Genomic DNA, 19,423 nt, shown 5'->3' with positions numbered 1-19,423 from the left:
TCGGCGAGGTAGCGTGTCCGAGCGGCCTAAGGAGCACGCCTCGAAAGCGTGTGTGGGTGAAAGTCCACCGTGGGTTCAAATCCCACCGCTACCGCCAGCCGAAGGGCCCCACCCGCAGGATCCTGCGGACGTGGGGCCCTTCGTCGTTGCCCCCACTACCTTTCGTGCAACGCGTTGTACGCACAGGCGGGCCTGGCATCGGTGCCGAGCTAACGCCGCAGCGGTCGGCCGAGCTCACCGCGATGGCGTGGTCGGCGCCTCGCAGCGGCGGTCGAATAGCGACCACCCACATCTGAGTAGCCGGTACGAGGCCAGGAACGGCTCCGCGACATGCTCAGGACTTCCGGGCGCGCGACCCTCGCCGATGCCGGTGCGTCGGTCAGGTGGCCCGAACGATGTCCGTTGAAAGAGTGACCAGCCCAGAACATGTGCGTCGGCGCTCATCTCACGCCACAGTCGCCGGACGGCTTCACGACTCGCAGCGTTCGCAAAGGCGTGATCGGACGCGGCGCCGATGACGTCTGTGAGGTTGAGGCTCGCCTTGCCAGTTCGTATTGCGGCGACGCCATTCTGGCGCACACTCAACCATGACCGCTGATCATCAAGACTCGCGCGATCGGTGCCATCGAGCCGGGTGTCGGCGAGGAAGCCGTAGTACTTGCCCATTTGGGCATACATCTCCGTGAGGACCGTGAGCGCCCGCTCACGGCGCAGACCGCGGTCTTCCGGTCCCAGAATCCATACCGCTTGGGATGCGCCGACCAGCGCTCCTCGCAGCACTGTGAAATGCGAAGAGGGATAGAGCTGCTTGGCCTTGATGGCGTCGAGCGCGAGGCGGAGGTGTTCGCCAGCGAGGACGAGTGACATCCGCGCAAGTTGGCTAATCGCAATGTGCGGGAAGATCTTGTCGTCGACTGCCAGGTCGCTGCCCCGCTCTGGTTCCTCCACACGATGGGCTCTGAGCCGCCAGCCATCGAGGTCGGGCGCTGTGTTAAGCATCTGGGCTAGAGACGCGCGTTCTGATTCGGTCAGCGCCATGTCAGGCACCGTAGCAAGGTTTCTAGGTCGCGCGAGGCGACAACAGGGCGAATGCGCAGTGAGGGCGGGTGCAGCCGCGCAAGCGGAGCCCGGGGCGCGTGACCGGGACGTTCACCAAAGCCAATACGCAGACGACAGAATGTCATAAGGCGCAAGTTATCGGCGACACCGCGGTGCTTTTCGTTCTGCAGATCAGGGTCGTCTGGTTGGCGCAGACACTACTGCCAGCACCGTGCGCACCACGGGCTCCAGGCAAAGGTTCGCGCCAGTTAGGTTGTGCAGTAAGCGCCCCCTCCGAGGCGAAGTGGAATCCCTAGTCAGCCCACGGCGCCAGCGAATTGGGCCGCCAGTTCGAGCAGGCCGGTGGCGGCAACGTTGGCGGCGATGCTGCCGACAAGCGAGACCACCCCGCTCCGCACCCGCTCGACGAAGCTCCGCGTGTTCTCGCCCACATGGCCGCCATCCGCCTCGATGGCGCGATGGAACTCGGCGGCGCTGTCATTGTCAAGGCCGAGAGTCCGGGCCGCTTCCAGCAACCCGTCCACGTCGCCCTTCTTGATCGTGGACCGCTGGCGCACATGGTCCCCGGTGGCGATGTTCGCACCGTCGCCGTTGACCGTGATGTGGAACGTCTGGGTCACTGCTTCGACTCGCTTGTTCGCCACGGTCGGGCCATCCGGCTCACCGGCGTCTGGCGCAACGCCTTCGAGCGCCAAAGCGAGGTCGAGGACACGTGTCCGGATCATGTCGAGGATCCCGGTCAACGCGTTCCGCGGGATGACGAGCCGGGCGTCGAGGAGGCTCATCATCTCGAAGGTGGCGCCGCCCTCACCATTCTCTGTCCGCCTGTTGTACTCGACGACGGCCCAGGGATCCCACCGGATCGTCGGGTCCTGGCCGCTATCGCTGAGCGCTTCTAGTTCAGCAACGGGGTGCCGGATCTCGCACTGGAACCAGTCGAGGAAGCCATCGGTGATGCCCGCTGAGGAGATCGGGGCGTTGTTCACAGCCGAGCCGAACGGCCCGGACCAGTTCCCTAACACCGGGAACTCCCGCTTCGAGCGGTACGTCGGCAGCTGATCGTCAGTCCCGTAGCCGGTCAGTTCCTTGCTCGACCACTCAGCGAGCCCGGGATCATCGATCCGCGCGGCGACGATCTTCACCTGCCTCAACACGTCCGAGAGGGGCCGAGCGCTGTCTGCCGCCTGGTCGATGAGTGCGCTGAGCCGGGACATGAGTCCTCCGGTCATGGTCGCCACGTGGACGAAGTGCCCGACATCGCGAAACTGACGACGCCCATCGTGGCGCACGACCCGCGCTCGGACGCCAGCAAGTATGCAGGTTGCCCACGGCGATGGGAGAGACCTGGAGCGGCAGCTTCCGAGTTCGATGGAGGCTGCAGCCGTGTGCGGCCGTTGTGTCTGGATCCTACGGACATCGGGCGGGTCACCGGGACGTCGGGGAGGTGCTCCGCGACCAGCTCGGCCGACGGAGTCTCGAGCATGGTGTCGGGCGACGCGACGATGAACGCCTCGAACCCGGTGAGGTCGCTCTCCAGCGCGAGCCTGACCGCGAGCGCGCCGTCGCGGGCGTCGATGTAGCCCCACAGGTTCCAGATCCGGCTGCGCGGGTCGTCGGCGAAGCCCGGGAACGCGGCGTAGTCGGCGACCTCCATCACGTTGGAGTACCGCAGCCCGATGAGCTTGAGCGCGGGGTCCCAGCGCGTGAAGTGCCGCGCCATCTCCTCTCGACCGCCTTGCCCAGCGAGTAGGTGCTCTCAGGGCGGACCGCGTACTCCTCGTCGACGGGGACGTACGGCGGGGGCGTGTCGAACGGCAGCCCGAGGACGGTCTCGCTGGACGCCCAGACGACGTTCCTGACGCCCGCGCGGCGGGCGGCGCTGAACACGTTGTTGGTGGCGACGACGTTGTTGGCGAAGGTCGCGCAGCTGGGACGCAGGCCGGGCGCGGGGATCGCAGCGAGATGCACGACCGCGTCGACGCCCTCGTACCGGTCGTCGATGCCGGTCAGGGCCTCGGTGACCTGCCCCAGGTCGGTCAGGTCAACGCGAGTGAACACCGCTCTCTGCCCAGCCGGGGGGAGGGCCATGTCCACGTTCACCACGTCGTACCCGTGCTCCGCGAGATGCTCGACGACCGCACGCCCGAGTTTTCCGCTGCCCCCGGTGACCACCACGCGGCTCACGGCTCGGCTGCGTCGATGGACCAGTGCGGCGGCCGGATGTCGGCCTGCCGCACGCTTCGTAGGTTAACGACTTCTCTCAGCGGCCATACGCCACGCGGCCGCCCTCCACGAGCCGAGGCTCGCGGCGAGCGGCCGCGTGAGCTTGCCGGCCTGCTGGCGACGCTGATCAGACGGTCACGCGCACGGCCGGTTCCTCGGCCCGCTGCGCGTGACGAGCGGACCGCCGCTCTCCTCGGCCCTCGTACAGCGTGTACAGCGCCGGGACAACGACCAGGGTCAACAGCGTCGACGAGAGCAGGCCGCCGATGACGACGAGCGCGAGCGGCTGGGAGATGAACGCCCCGCCGCCGGTCGCGCCGAACGCCATGGGCAGCAGCGCGAAGATCGTCGCCGCGGCGGTCATGACGATGGGCCGCAGCCGCTGGCGGGCGCCCTCGGTGACGGCCTCGAGCAGGGGCCGTCCGGCGGCCCGGTACTGGTTGATGAGGTCGATCAGCACGATCGCGTTGGACACGACGACACCGACGAGCATGAGCATCCCGATGAGCGCCGGGACGCCGAGCGGCGTGCCGGTGACCAGCAGGGCGCCGAGGGCGCCGGTCGCGGCGAACGGCACGGAGATGAGCAGGATGAACGGCTGGGCGAGGCTGTTGAACGTCGCGACCATGACGATGTAGACGATCGCGATCGCCAGCAGCAGCGCGAGCCCCAGGTCGCCGAACGCGTCCTGCTGGTCGGCGGCGACACCGCCGAGCTCGACGTGGGCGCCGGCGGGCAGCTCCATCTCGTCGACGACCTTCTGCAGCGACTGCGACAGGCTGCCGACGTCCTGCCCGGCGGGCGTGACGGAGACGGTGGCGGAGCGCGAGCCGTCGACGCGGGTGATGGCGGACGGGACGTCCACCTTCTCGACGGTGGCGAGCGACGACAGCGGCACCGGGCCGCCCGCGGTCAGCACGGGCGTCGCGGCGAGCGCGTCGAGGGTCGCGGGGGCGTCCCCGACCTGCATGCGGACCGTGACGGGCCCGTCCCCGAGGTCGAGCTGGCCGATCTGGGACGGCTGCATGACCGCGGTGACCATGCCCGCGAGCGCCGTCTCCGACAGCCCGGCGGCGGCGGCCTTGTCGCGGTCGACCGTGACGTCGACGATCTGCTGGTCGGCGGCGAGGTTGTTCGTCACGCTCTCGACGCCGTCGACGTCGGACACCGCGTCGGTGACCGTGGTGGCGACGTCGGCGAGCGCGTCGTTGTCGTCGGCGGTGATGACGAGGTCAACGGTCGAGCTGCCGAACGCGGCCTCGCCGCCGGAGACGGTGAGCTGCGTGGTCGGCGCGGCGCCGAGGTCCGCGATGGCGGCCCGGGCGTCGTCCTGCACGCGCCCGGCGTCGGCGTCCTCGTCGAGCGTGAGGGAGTAGGACGCCTTCGGGGCGGAGCCGCCGCCGAACAGCGTGGCGAGCCCGTCGTTACCGACCGTGGTGAGCACGGTCATGACGCCGGGGACGTCGGCGAGCGCCTGCTCGACGGTCCGGGCGGCGTCGTCCTGGGCCTGCAGCGAGGTGCCGGGTGCGAACGTCTGCGTGACGGTCGCGGTGTCCTGCCCGGTGTCGCCCAGCAGGTTCGTCTCCAAGCGGGGGACCAGGGCGAGCGTGCCGACGAGCACCGCGCCGGCGACGGCGATCGCGGTCCACGGCCGGCGCAGGGCGGCGTTCAGGGTCGGCACGTACGCGCGCTGCCAGATCCCGGTCCGCTCCTTGGCCTCGGCGGCCTCGCGCACCCGTGCCGCCTCCTCGGCGTCGGCGTGCGCGGGCTCCTTGAGGAACCAGTACGCGAGGACCGGCACGATGGTGAGCGCGACGAGCAGCGACGCGCCCATGGCGATCGCGACGGTCATGGCGAAGGGCCGGAACAGCTCTCCGACCACGCCGCCGACGAACCCGATGGGCGCGAACACGGCGACGGTCGCGACGGTCGATGCGGTGATCGCGCCGCCGACCTCGCGGACGGCGCCGATGATCGCCTCGCGCTTCGGCTCCCCGTAGGACAGGTGCCGCTTGATGTTCTCGATGACGACGATCGCGTCGTCGACCACGCGGCCGATGGCGATGGTGAGCGCGGACAGCGTGAGCAGGTTGAGGGTGTAGCCGGTGACGTTCATGACGGCGAACGCGACGAGCAGCGACAGCGGGATCGACACGGCGGACACGAGCGTGGAGCGCACCGACGCGAGGAACGCCAGGATCACGATGACCGCGAACAGCAGGCCGAGCCCGCCCTCGGTGGCCAGGCCGTGGATGGACTCCTCGATGAACGGGGCCTGGTCGAAGACGATGGACACGGTCACGCCGCGCGCCGCGAGGCTGTCGCGGGCGGACGCGAGGACGTCGTTCACCTCGTGCGAGACGTCGACGGTGTTCCCGTCCGGCGTCTTGGTGATCGCGACGGCCAGCGACGGCTCGCCGTCGAGGCGCGAGAACGACGTCTGCGCCTGCTCGCCGTCGATGACGTCGACGACGTCGCCGAGCGGCGCCACGGCTCCGGTCGCGCCGGTCAGCGGCAGGGCGGCGAGCTGCTCCACGCTGGTGATCGGCGCGCCCGCCTGCACCGACCAGGTGGTGTGCCCCTCGGTGACGGTGCCGGCCGGGAGCGTGATGCCGTTCTGCTGGAGCACGGAGGACACGTCGGTGGGCGTGAGGCCCGCGGCGGCGAGGGCGGCGGGGTCGACGTCGAGCGTGATCTGCCGGGCGGCGGAGCCGGTGACGGTGACGTCGCGGATGCCGTCGAGCTCCTCGAGCTCGGGCACGAGGACCTCGTCGACGGCCTGCGCGAGCGCCTTCGGGTCGGCGCTGCCCGCGGCGGCGAGCTGCACCACAGGCAGGTCGTCGATGGATCCGGCGATCACCTGCGGGTCGACGTCGGCGGGCAGTTGGCGCTGCACGCGGGAGATGGCCGCGGTGAGCTGGCTCGTCGCGGAGGCCATGTCGGTGCCGTAGGTGAACGTCACGGTGGACACGGTCAGGCCCGTGGACGCGGACGAGGTCACGTCCTCGACGCCGCGCACGCCTTGGATGGCGTTCTCCAGTGGCACGGTGACCTGCTGCTCGACGACGTCGGGCGACGAGCCGGGCGCCACGGCGAGGACCGCGGCGGTCGGGAAGGAAACGGACGGGATGAGCTCCTGCTTGAGCGACCCGAGGCTGACGAGGCCGAGGAGCGTGACCGCGACGGTCACGAGGGCGGTCACTGCGCGCTGGGCGAGCGACAGCCGGGCGAGTCTGTACACGAGAGGGCTCCCTCAGGGGCAGGGGTCCGTGGCGGCGGGCGTCGCTCGGGGTTGGTTAGCCTAACCCGAAGTAAATGCTTAGCCCAACCCTAAGTAGTAGGCTGCCGTGCATGACGACGCAGCCCGGCGCCCTCGACGAGCTGCTCGCCGCCCGCGACGAGCTCGAGGACCTGCTCGTCGCCCAGCGCCTGCACGCCATCTCCTCCCGCACCCACCTCACCGCGCAGCAGGTCCGGGTCCTCGCCGTCCTCCAGGTGTCAGGCGCCGTCCCCGCGGGTGAGGTCGCCAGACTGCTCGACGTCACCCCGGCCACGACCACGGGCATCGTCGACGGGCTCGTGGGGCTCGGCCTCGTCGCCCGGCGCGCCGGGGCCGACGACCGCCGCGTGCGCCTGCTCTCCATCACCGAGCACGGCCAAGAGGTGCTCCGCGACACCGTGGTGATGCCCGACTCCTTCGGCCGGGAGTTGCTCGAACGCCTCACGCCCGACGAGGTCTCCGGGCTGCTCGTGGGCATCCGCGGGATGATGCGCGTCGCCAGCGAGGGCTGCGCCGGCTGACCGCGTCAGTCGAGGCGGCGGTCGTCGGCGTCGGTCTGGCGCTTCTCCGCCGCGTCAGCGGCTTCAATCGCCCGCTGTAACGCCTCGGCGACGTCCGGGGCCGCGACCCTGACCAGCGCCTGGGCGATCTCGCGGAGGTGAACCACCTGCTCCCGGGTGAGCACGTCGAAGACCAGTCGGCGCGCCTCCCGGACGTGGCCTGGGGCCGCGTTCTCGAGCAGCGTCATGCCCTCGTCGGTGAGCACCAGCTCGGTGCAGCGGGACTCGCCGGTGGCCACGCGCCGGCGGACCAGGCCTTGGGCTTCGAGCCTGCTCGCGGCGTGGGACAGCCGCGAGAGTGTGCCGCCGACCAGCTGGGCCAGCCCGCTCATCTGTAGCGCACGGTCGGGGGCGCCGGACAGTTGCGACAGCATCGAGTACTCGAAGAAGTTCAACCCCGAGTCGCCCTTGAGCTGCGCGTCGATCGCCGGCGGAACGCTCGCCAGCATGGCCATCAGTGAGATCCAGGCGGACCGCTCGTCCTGGTCGAGCCACGGGGTGGGACTGGGCACGACGACACCCTATCCCGACTTGAATGTTCAAGTCAGCCGTGGCAGTGTGACTTGAACGTTCAAGTCGCCCGACAGGAGATCCCACCCATGTCCGTCCTTCGCATCGACGCCAGCATCCAGGGTCAGCGCTCAGCCAGCACAGAACTTGCCGACGTCGTCGAGGCCGAGTGGTCCGCCACCCGCCGAGAGACCGCCTTCGTCCGCCGCCACCTGGGCGCCGAGCCGCTTCCCGGCGACGCCTGGGCGGCGGCCGTCCACGCCGGGTTCACCCCCGAGGACCAGCGCACACCCGCCCAGCGCGACGCCGTCGCCCTCGCCCGCACCCTCGCCGACGAGCTGCGGCAGGCCGAGGCGGCCGTCCTCGCGCTGCCCCTCTACAACTGGGGCGTCTCCCAGCACGTCAAGACCTGGATCGACCTGGCCATCGCCGGCGGGGAGAACGGCGAGCGGCTGCTCGAGGGCAAGCACGCGATCGTGCTCACCACCCGGGGCGGTGGGTACGCGCCCGGCACTCCACGCGAGGGCTGGGACCACAACACCGAGTACCTGCGTCGCATCATCGGCGACGTGTGGGGCGCCGAGCTCACCCTCATCGAGCGCGAGCTCACCCTGGCCGGAGTCAACCCCGCCATGGATCCGTTCCTGGAGTCCGCCGAGCTCATGAAGAAGGTCGCCCACGAGGCGGCCTCGCAGGCCGGCCGCACGGCAGCCGCTTCGGCGACGGGTCGTTGACTCCCATGACGACGATCGGGCTGATCGGCAGCGGCGACATCGGCAGCACTGTGGCGCGGTTGGCGGTCGCCGCCGGTCATGACGTGGTGCTCAGCAACTCACGTGGCCCGGAGACCCTCCGGGACCTCGTGTCCGAGCTGGGGCCGCGGGCGCGGGCCGCGACCCCCGCGGAGGCCGCATCGGCTGCGGACATCGTGGTGGTGGCCGTGCCGCTGCGGGCATATCTCGACGTCCCGGTGGAGCCCCTGGCGGGCAAGGTGGTCATCGACGCCAACAACTACTACCCGGCACGGGACGGCGTCGTCGACGAGCTGGAGAACCGGTCCACCACCACCGGTGAGCTGCTGCAGAAGCACCTCCCGAACGCCCGCGTGGTCAAAGGCCTCAACAACATCTGGGTCGAGCACCTGAGGTCGCTGGCGCGGCCGGCCGGCAGCGCGGATCGGTCGGCGCTGCCGATCACCGGTGACGACTCGGCCGCGAAGCAGACGGTGAGCGAGTTCTTCGACAGCATCGGCTTCGACACCGTGGATGCCGGCCCACTCGCCGAGAACTGGCGCACGCAGCGCGACACCCCCGCGTATGCCATTCCGTACGGCGCCGAGCTGGCATCCGGCCCGCTTCCCGCAAGGCCCGCAGGCGCCGAGGTCGTTCGCGCGGCACTCGCCGCGGCGGAGTGGGCCGCGACCTAGGACGTGTCTCCTATTCCGGCTGATCGCGCTGGCAACTGGATGTACGTTCATGCCTGAACCCGCCCAAGGTGCGTCTACCCGGTAAGGGCGCGCCCAGCCCGCAGTTGGTGAGGGTGGCTGCCCGTTCAAGCCGGGCCGGGTCCGAGAGGGGCCCTCGCGCTGCGGGCGCGATGGGCCTCTCGCCGTCCTTCGACGGACGCGATGACCGTTGGGCGCGATTGCCGTCTCAGCTGCGCAGCCAGGCGATTATCGGGCGGGCCTGCCAGCGAGGGATGGCCGGTCTGAGGCCGTCACCCGTCCGCCGGGCGCGATGCGCTCGTGCGACGCCCTAGCGTCGGGCCCGACCGGAAGGGGCCGTCGTGCGACGCACCGCCTGGCTCGTGCTGTCCCCGTGGCTCGCGGTCGCCGTCGCGAACGTCGTCGCGTGGGGTGTCGGGCTGCTTCTTGTCGAGGCGTTCACGACGGACGAGGGCGGGATGGGGAACCTCGGGGGCGCCGTCGTCGCGGCCCTCCTCGCCGGGCTGGTGTCGTTCGGTGGTTCTGTGTGGCTCCTCTACGTCGTCGCGCGTCGGACGTTCCCGCACCCGCACGCCCGGGCGGCCGCGGGCTGGGCGACGCTCGCCGCGGTCGTCGGCGCTGTGCTGCTCGGGTTCGCGACCGGCCTTCTCACCGCTGTGGGGGTGCCATTCATGGCAGGCCTCGTCCCGGTGAGCTTGCCCGCCGCAGGCACGGTGGCCTTCCTCATCACGGAGCGCCGGCTCACTGGAAGGGTGGTGCCGATGCGCGATGGCGCCCGACGGGGACTCGTTGTGGCGGCGCTGGCCGCGCTCGCGGGCGGCCTGGTCGGGACGACGGTCGGCGGGGGCCTCGGCTTCCTCGTGCTGCGCCCGTCGCAGAGCGATCTGGAGGCCGCAGCTCGTGACCTGGTGCCGCCCGGCTATACGCCGGATGAACCCGTGCCGATCGCCGAGACGGTGATGCTCCTGGCGACGCCACCGACCTCGACGCCCGACGTCGACGATGTGCAGGCGGCGATCGTCGCGGCCGGCTGGCGCATCGACGACGTCAAACGGGAGGTCGGCGCGACGAGCTTCACCGTGGCGCGCGCGAATGTCGAGGGAACGGTCTCCGTGGACGGACCCGGCTTCCTCTCGTACTCCGTGACAGTCCGGCCGGGACCTCACGACGGGCGCAGCGCGATCGGGGGAGCGGCTCTCGGGGCGGCTATCGGCGGGGCGGGGACGATCGTCCGGCGTCGTCGGTCATCCGACGTGGCTGAGGTGGGCCGTCCCGAAGCACATCCGCCGAAGCCCCACCCCTGAGAGGCCAGCATGGTTCGGATCGCGATGTCTCTCAGCGGCCCGGGCCTCGTGGGTGCTCAGTCGTGTTCAGCGGGCAGCCGCACCGGGAGCGCGCCCGGCCGGACCCGACAGGTGAGCACCCGGTGCTCGCCGAGGGCGTCGCCGTCGAGCTGCACCTCGGTGGGGTGGCGCGTGGACACCCGCACGTCCGTCGTCTGGCGCCGCTCCAGGTGCGCGTGGCCACGGCCGGATGAGACGACCGTCGTGATCGTGCGGATCCAGCCGACGAGGCCCCGCGGGGCGACGACCGCGACGTCGAGCAGCCCGTCGTCGAGGCTGGCGTCCGGCAGGAGCTCGACTCCGCCCTGCAGGCGCCCGCTGTTCCCGATGACGACGGCGCGGACCGTGCGCGTCACCGCCTTGCCGCCACGGGTCTGCACGCTGGCGACGAAGCCACCGCGCACCGCCGCCCGCGCGCCGGACACGAGGTAGGCCGGCCATCCGACGGCGCCCTTGAGCCGCTCGTCCGCGTGGGCCATCGCCTCGGCGTCCAGCCCCATGCCCGCCATGACGAGGAACACCAGCTCCTCATCCGACCCGTCGACGCGCAGCCCTCCGACGTCGAGCCGGTGGGTCCGGCCGTCCAACGCGATGTCGAGCGCGTCCTCGAGGCTGGTGAGGGGGAGGCCCAGCGCGCGGGCGAGCAGGTTGCCGGTGCCCGCCGGCAGCAACCCGAGCGGGACGTCGCCACCCGCCAGCGCCTCGCCGACGGCGCGCACGGTGCCGTCGCCGCCGAGCGCGCACACCAGGTCGGCGCCCTGGTCCAGCGCCTCGCGGGTTGGCCCGCAGCCCGGGTCCTCCTCGGTCGTCTCCAGCCACAGCGCGGGCTCCAGCCCGCGGTCCGCCAACACTCCGTCGACGACGCGCCGCACCGAGTCTGGGTCGTCGAGCTTGACGGGGTTCGCGACGACGGCGACCCGGGTCATCGGGCACGCTCGACGGCGCGCACAGCGGTGGCGTCGCGTGCCGGGCGCGGCGACGTGCGCAGGTAGTTCCAGGCCAGCACCGCGCACACCAGGCCGTTGAGCACGCCGACGATGACGTCGCTCACGTGGTGCATCCCGCGGTAGAGGCGGGAGTAGACGACGAGCATCGGCAGCACGAGCAGGATCACCGTGACGCTGACGCGCACCCAGGTGCGTTCCACGCGCTGAGCCATCATCGCGAGCGTGACGTACAGCGCCGTCGCGGCGCCGGAGTGCCCGCTCGGGAAGCTCGACGTCGGCGGCGCCACGTCCAGCTGCGCCACGTCTGGCCGTTCCCTGCCGACCACGAGCGCCGCCACCAGGAACACCGCGGCCTGCGTGGCGACAGCGATCGCGGGCACGACGGCGTACCACCACTGCCGGGTGCGCCACCACACGGCGCCGACCACCACGAGGCAGATCCCGATGACGGTCTCCGTGGTGCCGATCGGGCTCCAGATGTGCGTGAGCGAGTCGAGCAGCTCCGTGCGGTGCGCCACGAACCACTCGTTGACCGTCAGCTCGCGCTCGCCGAGCGCCGCCAGTGGGCCGGTGACCAGCAGCCCGAGCCCGACCACCGCCAACCACAGCACGACAGCGGGCACACCCACCCGGACCGCCAGGTCGTGCCGCACCTGCCGAGCCGTGGGTATGGAGGGGTCGTTCGTGTGCCTGTCCAGGTCCAGCCTCATCGAGCTGCCTCCGTCGATCGGTCGATCGGATCCACCAGTGCGGTGTCGTGCGGCGGCGACCAGCCCCGGTACCCGAGGTAGGACGCCAGGACGAGTCCGACGCCGAGGACGGCGCCGGCGAACACGTCGGACGGGTAATGGGCGCCGAGCATCACCCGGTCCAGCGCGGTGAGCACCATGAGCGACGCGGCGCCGACGACCGCCCCCGCCTTCAGCCAGCGGCTGCGCAGGAGCGGCCAGACGAGCACGACGAGCGCCGTCGTCCAGGCGGCCGTGGTCGAGGCGTGGCCCGACGGGAACGAGTAGCCCGGGGCGTGGGCGATCGGGTCGTCCAGCACCGGTCGGGCCAGACGCGCCACCTCCTTCGCCACGTTCGCGAACCCCCACGCCGCGAGCATCGTCCCGAGCGCCCACCAGGTCCGCGTCCTCATCCCCGTCCGCCACCAGACGAGCAGGCACGCCGCGACGACCGGGAAGACGAGGCGCCGCCCCTCGAACGCCCACTGCCAGGCGAGCAACGCGTCGACCAGGGCCGGGCGGGCTGCGGCGAACGAGGTGGCCGCGGCCACGGCCCGCTGGTCGAACCCCACCAGCGGGCCCCACTGGTCGCGGACCAGCAGGCCCAGGGCGAGCACGGCCGACGCCGTCGCTGCAGCCGCGGCGGCGGCGCGCAGCAGCCTGCGGGCTCGGCCGGGTGCTGCCGTCGCCGCACGCGCGGACAAGGGGTCGTGGCGCCCGGAGCGCAGGAGGGTCCGGCTCATCTGCGAAACGTTCCCACAGGAGGCTCAAGGCGGCTCGTTGAGCGGGCCGCGTAGCGCGGACCGTGCCGGGCGCCCCTCACGGGCGTTGACGATGCGACCGGCGTGCGGGGCACAGGTCAGGAGAGGTGTCGCCGATCGTCGTCATCTAGCCCCCTGTGATGGGCGGTCGCGCGGTGCGGCAGCTTCTCGCTCAACGTCTCCCGCCGTCGAGATGTGCAGTGCCGGCGGCAACCTCGCCCGGGCGCCTCTCGGCGTGAGGCGATTGCACCGTGTCTTCACCCGAAGGAATGGCTTGTCCGCCCTCCGGACGGCGGCGGCGCGCGTCCCTGCGCGGGCGGGTGACGCCGCCGTCGGCAGAGTGCCTGGTCAGCTAGTCTCCGTCGCGTACCCGCAGGAGACACTCAGGAGGACCGCGTGGTCGATCAGCCTCAGGCGCCCGGTCACGGCGTGCTCGTCTTCAAACGGCTCGACGCCGCTGGCGCCGGGCAGGAGGCGGCTCGGCTCGACCTGTCCTCGGGCCTGCTCACGCCCGCGCAGACCACGTGGCGGCGCCGCCCGGTCGTCATCGACGGGAAGGCGCTCGTTGAGGTGCGCGGGCGGAAGGACGGCGTGGACCTGGTCGTCGAGCGGGCCAACGGCTGGCGCGTGGCGAGCATCCCGCTGCTCGAGGCCACCAAGGGGGGCGCGGCGACGGCGCCGGCCGAGCTCGTGGACGGCCTCGCTGACGCGGTCGACCGTCGTGGCCCGCGCGGCGCGGCTGACGCGGTCGGCCTGCTCCGGTCGCAGGCCCGATACCTGCGGCATGACGGCGGCCCGGCGCAGACCTCCCCGCTCGCCAGGAAGATCGCCGGCCTGTCCGAGCGCTTCGCCCGTCTCGGCTTCTAGGACCGACCTGATCCAGGGAGACCACTCGTGAGCTTCACTGTCGACATCGCGGCGCTCGACACGGCCGCCGCCGAGCTGGACGCCGTCGCGGCGAACCTGCGGGCCGCCGATGTGGCCGGCCCCTTCGCGCCGATCGGCGAGGCGCTGCCCGGCACCCAGACAGCCGAGGCGGCGGTGTGGGTGTCGACGCGCATCGGGGCTGCGGTCCAGGTCATGGGCGACCAGGTGGCCGCGATGTCGGCGAGCGCGTCGGGCACCGCCGCGTCGTACCGGGCCTCGGATGCCGCGGTCGGCGAGCGCTTCTGCTCGGTGGGGTCATCGTGACCGCGACGCTCACCATCGACGCCGTCCGGGCGTGGCGGCCGGAGGCCCTCGCGGACGCGGCAGTCGGCGTCGGCACAGCGCGTGAGGCGGTCGCCGCCGAGGTGAGCGCGGCGAAGTCCGCGGTGGAGAGGCTCACCTCGGTGTGGCAGGGCACGGCCGCTGACGCCGCGGCCGAGCGGATGGCGAAGGAGGCGGCGACCGGCACGGCCCTCGCCGACGCCCTCGAGCACGCCCGCTCCGCGCTCGTCGCGGGGGCCGCGGACATCGGCGCTGCCCGCACGGCGCTGCTCTCCACGGTGACGTCGATCCAGGACGACGGGTTCACCGTCGCCTCGGACGGCGCGGTGACGCCGCGCACCCTGCCGCCGGTGATGACCGCCCCCGGCGATCCGACCGGGGCGGCGGCGGCCCGGGACGCGCGCCAGCGTACGCTCAACGCCGCGGCGGTGGACCACTCCGCGCAGCTGGGGACGGCGCTCGCGGTGGTGGCGGTGGCCGACAAGCTCACCGCCGACAGGCTCGCGAAGGCGGAGGTCCCGCAAGGGCTGGAAGCCGCTGTGCAGGCGTACCTGCAACGGCTGATGGACGGCCAGGACGCGCTGGCGGCGCTCGGCAGCGCCGGGGCTGGCGGGGTGGCGCTCGCGATGGTCGTCAAGAAGGGCATCTCGACGGCGACGAAGGGGAACGCCTACCTGCAGTTCCTCAAGGCCTCGTTCGCCCCCATCACCGACTACGGCACGATGGTGAACAACTTCGCCAAGTCCGACGAGATGCTCGACCTGTTCTCCAAGGGCGCCAAGAACGGGGGCATCCTCCGGTTCGTCGTCGGGTCCAAGGCGGCGACGGCAGTCGGGAAGCTGTTCCTGCCGCTCACCGTGGTGACGGGTGGCATCGACGCCATCACCGGCGGCGGGTACGAGGGAGGCCGCGGCTGGGCGACGCGCGGGTTCGGCGCCGCCGGGGCGTTGGGGGCGGGCGCGCTCATCGCGTCGGGGGCCGGTCTCATCGCCCTCGGGCCCGTCGGGCTCGGCATCGCCGGGGCAGCCGTCATCGCGTACGGCGCGTGGAGCCTCGGCAACCTCGTGTGGGACAACCGCGAGGCCATCGGCGACTTCTTCCAGTCGGTCGGCGGGCACATCGCCGACGGCGCATCGGCAGCCTGGAGGGCCACCGCTGGTGTGGCCACGGATGCGTGGAACGCCACGGCGGGCGTGGCCACGGATGCGTGGAACGCCACGACGAGCGCGGTCTCGGACGCGACGAAGTGGGCCGGTGACAGGCTGAGCGACGCAGGGGACGCGATCTCCGACTTCGGCAAGGGCGCCTTGAACACCCTGTCCTTCGGGTTCCTGTGACCCGCGCGGCGACCGGGCACGACACGAGAGCGAGCAGATGAGCGACGAGACCGGTTCGATGGGCGACGGCGCGGAGACGGTGCCGATCGGTGTGCTGACCGACGAGGAGCTGGCCATCCTGGCGGGGGACACCGGCCTGGTGGTGGCGCCGTTCTCCGCGGGCTTCGACGAGGCCGAGCGGGAGGTCGCGCTGCGCACCGCGTACCGGGGGCTCGTGGCCCGCGGGATCGTCGACCCGCCGACGCCGCAGGCGCGCGTCGACGCGATCGGTGAGCCGACCGTCGCCCTGCAGGTCCGCCAGGACGTCCTCTCGATCGTGACGCTCCGGTCGGCCGCGACCGCCGTCGTGGCGATCGCGCGGACGAGCGTGGTGCACCAGGACTTCTGGTACGCCCACGTGGTGCAGGAGGTCGCGCTGCTCGAGGAGGTCGGCGCGGACGGCATGCACCGCTTCGCGCTCGCCCCGGTCGATGACCTGCCCGCGCTCGTGGTCGCCGCCGCCCTGCACCCGGAGTGCGGCGACGGGTCGGGGGAGCCGATCAGCCTGGACCCCGGCCAGACGGAGCCGCCGATCGAGGTCGCCGAGCAGCTCGGCGGCGCGCTGCTGCGGTCCGACGTGGTGATCCGGTGGGCCGACGACGACCACGCCCCGCTGCTCGGCCTGTTCACGGGACCGGCGGGCGCCTGGGTCGTCGAGGCACGCGAGGGCACGGGTGCGCCGCTCGCCGCCGCGCCGAGCACGCGCGACGCGTTGGAGTCCCGGATCCGCGGCGATGTCGCGCACGTCGTCGCCCGGTCCCGGAGCGCCGCTCGATGACCACGTCCACCGGCCGTGTGCCCGTCCCCAGCCTCACGACGCGGTCCGCCGTCATGTGGATGGCCTCGACCGCGGTGGCGCTGCTCGCGATCATCGTCTATCTGAGCATCACGCAGCCGCAGAACCGTTGGGTGGGGGCGATCATGCTGGTCGGGCTCCTGCTCGCGACCCTGTTCATCGTGTCGGAGTCGCGCTGGCTGGACACGACCCCCGGCGCGATCGGCCGCACCCGCCTGTGGTCGCGGCACCGGAGCGTCCCCCTGCAGCCCACGACGAGCGTGAAGCTCGTCTCCAACGGCGGTGGCGGGGTCCTGCTCGTCACACGCCCGCAGAAGGGCCGCCCGATCAACATCGCCGTCCTGATGCTGAGCGACTACGTCGAGCGGTCGTTGCCCGCCGACTTCCTGCGCCTGCTGGCTGACACGATCGAGCGCGGGCGCCCCGGCGGCGCCCGGTCCGTCGTCATCGAGCTCCGCGCCCAGGCGGACCACGTGGCCGGCGGTGGGTCCGCCAAGAGGTCTCCGCTCGCGATGCGGGCGTCGTACGGCGCCATCAACGCCGCCAAGCTGGGCGGCGCCGGCGGGGCGGCCGGGCACCTGTAGGAGGCAGGCTCCTTAGGCTGGGGCCATGCCGTCCGCCGAGAGCCCCGCACTTCCCGCGCTGCACGCGACCGAGGTCCCCGGGACCGGTCCCCAGGTCGTCTTCCTCCACGGACTGTTCGGTCAGGGGAAGAACTTCTCCGGCATCGCCAAGGCGCTCAGCCCCGACTTCCGCTCCCTCCTCGTGGACCTGCCCGATCACGGCCAGTCGGAGTGGACCGAGCGGCTCGACTACACGGCCATGGCCGACGCCGTCGCGGCCCTCATCCGGGAGCGCAGCGGCGGCGACCCCGTCCACGTCGTCGGGCACTCGATGGGCGGCAAGACGGCGATGCAGCTCGCGTTGCGGCACCCCGACGTGGTCGACCGCCTCGTCGTCGTCGACGTCTCGCCGGTGGAGACCGCCGGCACGGGGGAGTTCGCGCATCTGCTGGACGCGCTCGCGGGCCTCGACCTGGCCGGTGTCGAGACCCGCGGTGACGCCGACGCCGCGCTCACCGGTCCCATCCCCAACCCGACCGTGCGCGGCTTCCTGCTGCAGAACCTGCGCAAGGACGACACCGGCGCGTGGGCGTGGCGGGCCAACCTCGCGATGCTCCGACGCGAGCTGCCGGCGATCTCCGGGTTCCCCGCCTGGGACGGCGCCCCGTTCGACCACGCGGTGCTGTGGGTGGCGGGCGACCGCTCGGACTACGTCACCCCCGAGCGGATGCCCGCGATGCGCGCGCTCTTCCCGCGCACCCGCCTGCTCACCGTCAAGGACGCCGGGCACTGGGTGCACTCCGAGCGGCCCGACGTCATGACCGAGGCGCTGCGGGTGTTCCTGGGCTGAGGCTGGGCACGGGTGGTCGGGGCCCGGCGGCGCCGTCGCGCTAGGCCGGCGACCTGTCCTCGTCGGGGCGGGCCTCTCCCGTCAAGGTGGTCGACCCTGCGACCGGCGTGCTCGTCGCCTCGTTCACGCACGTCGACCTGTTGGCGACGCTCTCGGGCTTTCTGGTCGCGAGGGGCGCGGCGCTCCCTCATGGCGTGGAAGACCGCCCCGCCCGCCCCGCAGCCGAGGTCCAGGGCGGTCCCGGGAGGGAGTCCTCGGGCGACCTCGACGATTAGCGGGTTGGCGCGGCCGCCCCAGTCGTGGCGGCGCCGGTAGCGCTGCTCAGGACGACATCCGGACCAGGACCTTCCCGCAGGTCCCGCCCGCCGCGGCCATGGCGTACGCCGTGGCCGCGTCGGCCAGCGGGTGCTGCCGGTCGACCACGGGGCGCAGCACGCCGCTCTGCGCGAGCGCGGTCAGCTCCCGCAGCATCGCGGGCGACGGGTTGTTGCTGAACGGGGCCGCGCGGCCCCGCGTCCGCAGGCTCGCCGCCGTGATGCCGGCGATCGCGCGCAGCGGGCGCGACGCGTCGACCGCGAGCGAGGCCATCCGACCGCCGGGCGCCAGCCGGGCCAGCACGTCGGCGAGGCGCGTGCCCACCAGGTCCACGACCACGTCGAAGGCGCCGAGCCGGTCGAGCGGGACCGCGCGGTAGTCGACGGTCTCGTCCGCCCCGAGCGTCGCGAGCGCGTCCAGGGCGCGCGCCGAGGCGAGCGCCGTCACGTGCGCGCCCAGCTCCTTGCCGAGCTGCACGAGCACCACGCCTGTCCCGCCACCGGCGCCGCGCACGAGCAGACGCTCGCCCGGGCGCAGGCGCGTCACGTCCTGCAGCGCCCGCATGGCCGTGGTCCCGGCCACGGGCAGCGCCGCCGCGAGGACGAGGTCCACGCCCTGGGGCGCCGGCGCGACGCGCCCCTCGGGGACGGTCACGTGCTCGGCCACGCTGCCGAACGTCCCGCGCGGCAGCGTGCCCCAGACCTCGTCCCCGACACTCAGCGTGTGGACCTCGGCCCCCACCCCGGTGACCCTCCCGGTGAAGTCGTTGCCCACACCCGCGGGCAGGCGGGTGCGCACGAGGCGCCGGAGCCTCCCGTCGATGATCGGGATCTCGCCCCCGCTGACGCCGGCCGCCGCGACGGCGACCTGCACCTCGCGAGGGCGCGGGGCGGGGAGCTCCACCTGCTCGAGGCGCAGGACCTGCTCCGGGGCCCCGTGGCTCCGGTAACGCATCGCGTGGGACAGAGGCACGTGAGTCCTGCCGATCGTCGGAGGGGTGAGGGCCCGCCACGATACGGACGGCGCCGGCTCTGCGGAAGGGTGTCCGCGCATCCGCTCGATGCCAGGCCGGTCCCTGTCACGGCTCCCGCGGCCTCGCGGGGGAGCGGGCTGCCCGGCGCCACGATCGGCGCTCTGATGAGCCCAGCGACGCCGCCTCCGAGCGCCTCGCACGCCGGCATGTCCCCACCCGGATCACCCACACCATGCGAGACCTCCGGCACGCTCACGGAGGCATGACGCAGGCCGAGCTCGCGCGCCGCACCGGCGCAAACCCGCCAGACCGAAGACGCGGTCGCCGGGCGCGAAGAACGGTGACGACCTGCGGACCCTCGCAGACCTCATCATCGCCGGCCAGCTGACGCCCATCGTGGACACGGTGTTCCCGCTCGGCAGGCGCCGTCGCGGCTCCCGGGTGCTCGCCAGGGGGCGACGGCGCATCATGGAGGAGGAGCCTTCC

The 19,423-nt window shown here is 72.3% G+C and carries 18 protein-coding genes, 1 tRNA gene and 1 pseudogene; 11 read left to right on the top strand and 9 right to left on the bottom strand.

All coding sequences use genetic code 11. From position 1 onward, the window contains the following. The first annotated feature begins 7 nt into the window (after positions 1-7). Positions 8-97, top strand: a tRNA-Ser gene (locus NP064_RS15305). Between the two features lie 137 nt (positions 98-234). On the opposite strand, the gene NP064_RS15300 is transcribed toward NP064_RS15305, so the two are convergent. The 4 genes and pseudogenes from NP064_RS15300 to NP064_RS15285 form a co-directional block, all read right to left on the bottom strand. Beyond that, positions 235-1,038 carry a hypothetical protein gene (locus NP064_RS15300; RefSeq protein WP_227570001.1) on the bottom strand — a complete coding sequence of 268 codons (804 nt, stop codon included), beginning with the start codon at positions 1,036-1,038 and terminating at the stop codon, positions 235-237. Between the two features lie 317 nt (positions 1,039-1,355). Next, a complete protein-coding gene (locus NP064_RS15295; protein ID WP_227570002.1) occupies positions 1,356-2,288 on the bottom strand; it encodes an AbiTii domain-containing protein in 933 nt (310 codons plus the stop codon). 185 nt (positions 2,289-2,473) lie between these two features. Then, positions 2,474-3,243, bottom strand: a pseudogene (locus NP064_RS15290) (NAD-dependent epimerase/dehydratase family protein); the annotation flags it as partial. A 166-nt stretch (positions 3,244-3,409) separates the two neighbouring features. Further along, positions 3,410-6,523, bottom strand: coding sequence for an efflux RND transporter permease subunit (locus NP064_RS15285; protein ID WP_227570003.1), 3,114 nt, complete (start codon positions 6,521-6,523; stop codon positions 3,410-3,412). A gap of 110 nt (positions 6,524-6,633) precedes the next feature. On the opposite strand from NP064_RS15285, the gene NP064_RS15280 reads away from it, so the two are divergent. Then, on the top strand, positions 6,634-7,083 hold the full coding sequence (locus NP064_RS15280) for a MarR family winged helix-turn-helix transcriptional regulator (protein WP_227570004.1): 450 nt from the start codon (positions 6,634-6,636) through the stop codon (positions 7,081-7,083). Between the two features lie 5 nt (positions 7,084-7,088). Here NP064_RS15280 and NP064_RS15275 read toward each other — a convergent pair whose 3' ends face one another. After that, complete coding sequence (locus tag NP064_RS15275) at positions 7,089-7,634, bottom strand: MarR family winged helix-turn-helix transcriptional regulator (protein ID WP_227570005.1); 546 nt, start codon at positions 7,632-7,634, stop codon at positions 7,089-7,091. An 87-nt stretch (positions 7,635-7,721) separates the two neighbouring features. Between NP064_RS15275 and NP064_RS15270 the strand changes: the two genes are divergently transcribed. From NP064_RS15270 to NP064_RS15260, 3 genes are all read left to right on the top strand, one after another. Further along, a complete protein-coding gene (locus NP064_RS15270; protein WP_227570006.1) occupies positions 7,722-8,366 on the top strand; it encodes an FMN-dependent NADH-azoreductase in 645 nt (214 codons plus the stop codon). Positions 8,367-8,371: 5 nt separating this feature from the next. Further along, a complete protein-coding gene (locus NP064_RS15265; protein WP_227570007.1) occupies positions 8,372-9,058 on the top strand; it encodes an NADPH-dependent F420 reductase in 687 nt (228 codons plus the stop codon). Positions 9,059-9,417: 359 nt separating this feature from the next. Next, positions 9,418-10,380, top strand: a complete 963-nt coding sequence (locus NP064_RS15260; protein WP_227570008.1) for a hypothetical protein — start codon at positions 9,418-9,420, stop codon at positions 10,378-10,380. Between the two features lie 56 nt (positions 10,381-10,436). Here NP064_RS15260 and NP064_RS15255 read toward each other — a convergent pair whose 3' ends face one another. From NP064_RS15255 to NP064_RS15245, 3 genes are read right to left on the bottom strand one after another with little or no spacing between them, the layout of a single operon-like run. Further along, entirely contained in the window at positions 10,437-11,345 is a 909-nt protein-coding gene (locus NP064_RS15255) for a diacylglycerol/lipid kinase family protein (protein ID WP_227570009.1), read from the bottom strand. Then, positions 11,342-12,076 carry a phosphatase PAP2 family protein gene (locus NP064_RS15250; protein WP_227570010.1) on the bottom strand — a complete coding sequence of 245 codons (735 nt, stop codon included), beginning with the start codon at positions 12,074-12,076 and terminating at the stop codon, positions 11,342-11,344. The genes NP064_RS15255 and NP064_RS15250 overlap by 4 nt, the downstream gene beginning before the upstream one ends. Then, positions 12,073-12,837: a phosphatase PAP2 family protein gene (locus NP064_RS15245; RefSeq protein WP_227570011.1), complete on the bottom strand. Its 765-nt coding sequence runs from the start codon at positions 12,835-12,837 to the stop codon at positions 12,073-12,075. Before NP064_RS15245 ends, NP064_RS15250 begins: the two co-directional genes overlap by 4 nt. A 414-nt stretch (positions 12,838-13,251) precedes the next feature. Between NP064_RS15245 and NP064_RS15240 the strand changes: the two genes are divergently transcribed. Genes NP064_RS15240 through NP064_RS15215 form a run of 6 tightly spaced genes read left to right on the top strand, consistent with a single transcriptional unit; the run spans position 13,252 to position 17,649 of the window. Beyond that, on the top strand, positions 13,252-13,722 hold the full coding sequence (locus NP064_RS15240; protein ID WP_227570012.1) for a hypothetical protein: 471 nt from the start codon (positions 13,252-13,254) through the stop codon (positions 13,720-13,722). A gap of 27 nt (positions 13,723-13,749) precedes the next feature. Further along, the gene (locus NP064_RS15235; protein ID WP_227570013.1) at positions 13,750-14,046 is read left to right on the top strand and encodes a hypothetical protein; all 297 of its coding nucleotides are present in this window, start codon (positions 13,750-13,752) and stop codon (positions 14,044-14,046) included. Next, positions 14,043-15,401: a hypothetical protein gene (locus NP064_RS15230; protein WP_227570014.1), complete on the top strand. Its 1,359-nt coding sequence runs from the start codon at positions 14,043-14,045 to the stop codon at positions 15,399-15,401. The genes NP064_RS15235 and NP064_RS15230 overlap by 4 nt, the downstream gene beginning before the upstream one ends. A gap of 37 nt (positions 15,402-15,438) precedes the next feature. Then, entirely contained in the window at positions 15,439-16,218 is a 780-nt protein-coding gene (locus tag NP064_RS15225; protein ID WP_227570015.1) for a hypothetical protein, read from the top strand. Next, complete coding sequence (locus tag NP064_RS15220) at positions 16,215-16,820, top strand: hypothetical protein (RefSeq protein WP_227570016.1); 606 nt, start codon at positions 16,215-16,217, stop codon at positions 16,818-16,820. The genes NP064_RS15225 and NP064_RS15220 overlap by 4 nt, the downstream gene beginning before the upstream one ends. Positions 16,821-16,845: 25 nt before the next feature. Then, positions 16,846-17,649 carry an alpha/beta fold hydrolase gene (locus NP064_RS15215; protein ID WP_227570017.1) on the top strand — a complete coding sequence of 268 codons (804 nt, stop codon included), beginning with the start codon at positions 16,846-16,848 and terminating at the stop codon, positions 17,647-17,649. Positions 17,650-17,970: 321 nt separating this feature from the next. Here the strand turns inward: NP064_RS15215 and NP064_RS15210 are convergent, their stop codons facing one another. Next, positions 17,971-18,936: an NAD(P)-dependent alcohol dehydrogenase gene (locus tag NP064_RS15210; protein ID WP_227570018.1), complete on the bottom strand. Its 966-nt coding sequence runs from the start codon at positions 18,934-18,936 to the stop codon at positions 17,971-17,973. Positions 18,937-19,423: the final 487 nt, after the last annotated feature.

The sequence above is a fragment of the Cellulomonas chengniuliangii genome (assembly GCF_024508335.1).
Taxonomy (GTDB): Bacteria; Actinomycetota; Actinomycetes; order Actinomycetales; family Cellulomonadaceae; genus Cellulomonas_A; species Cellulomonas_A chengniuliangii.
This window is presented reverse-complemented; position numbering and strand designations above follow the sequence as displayed.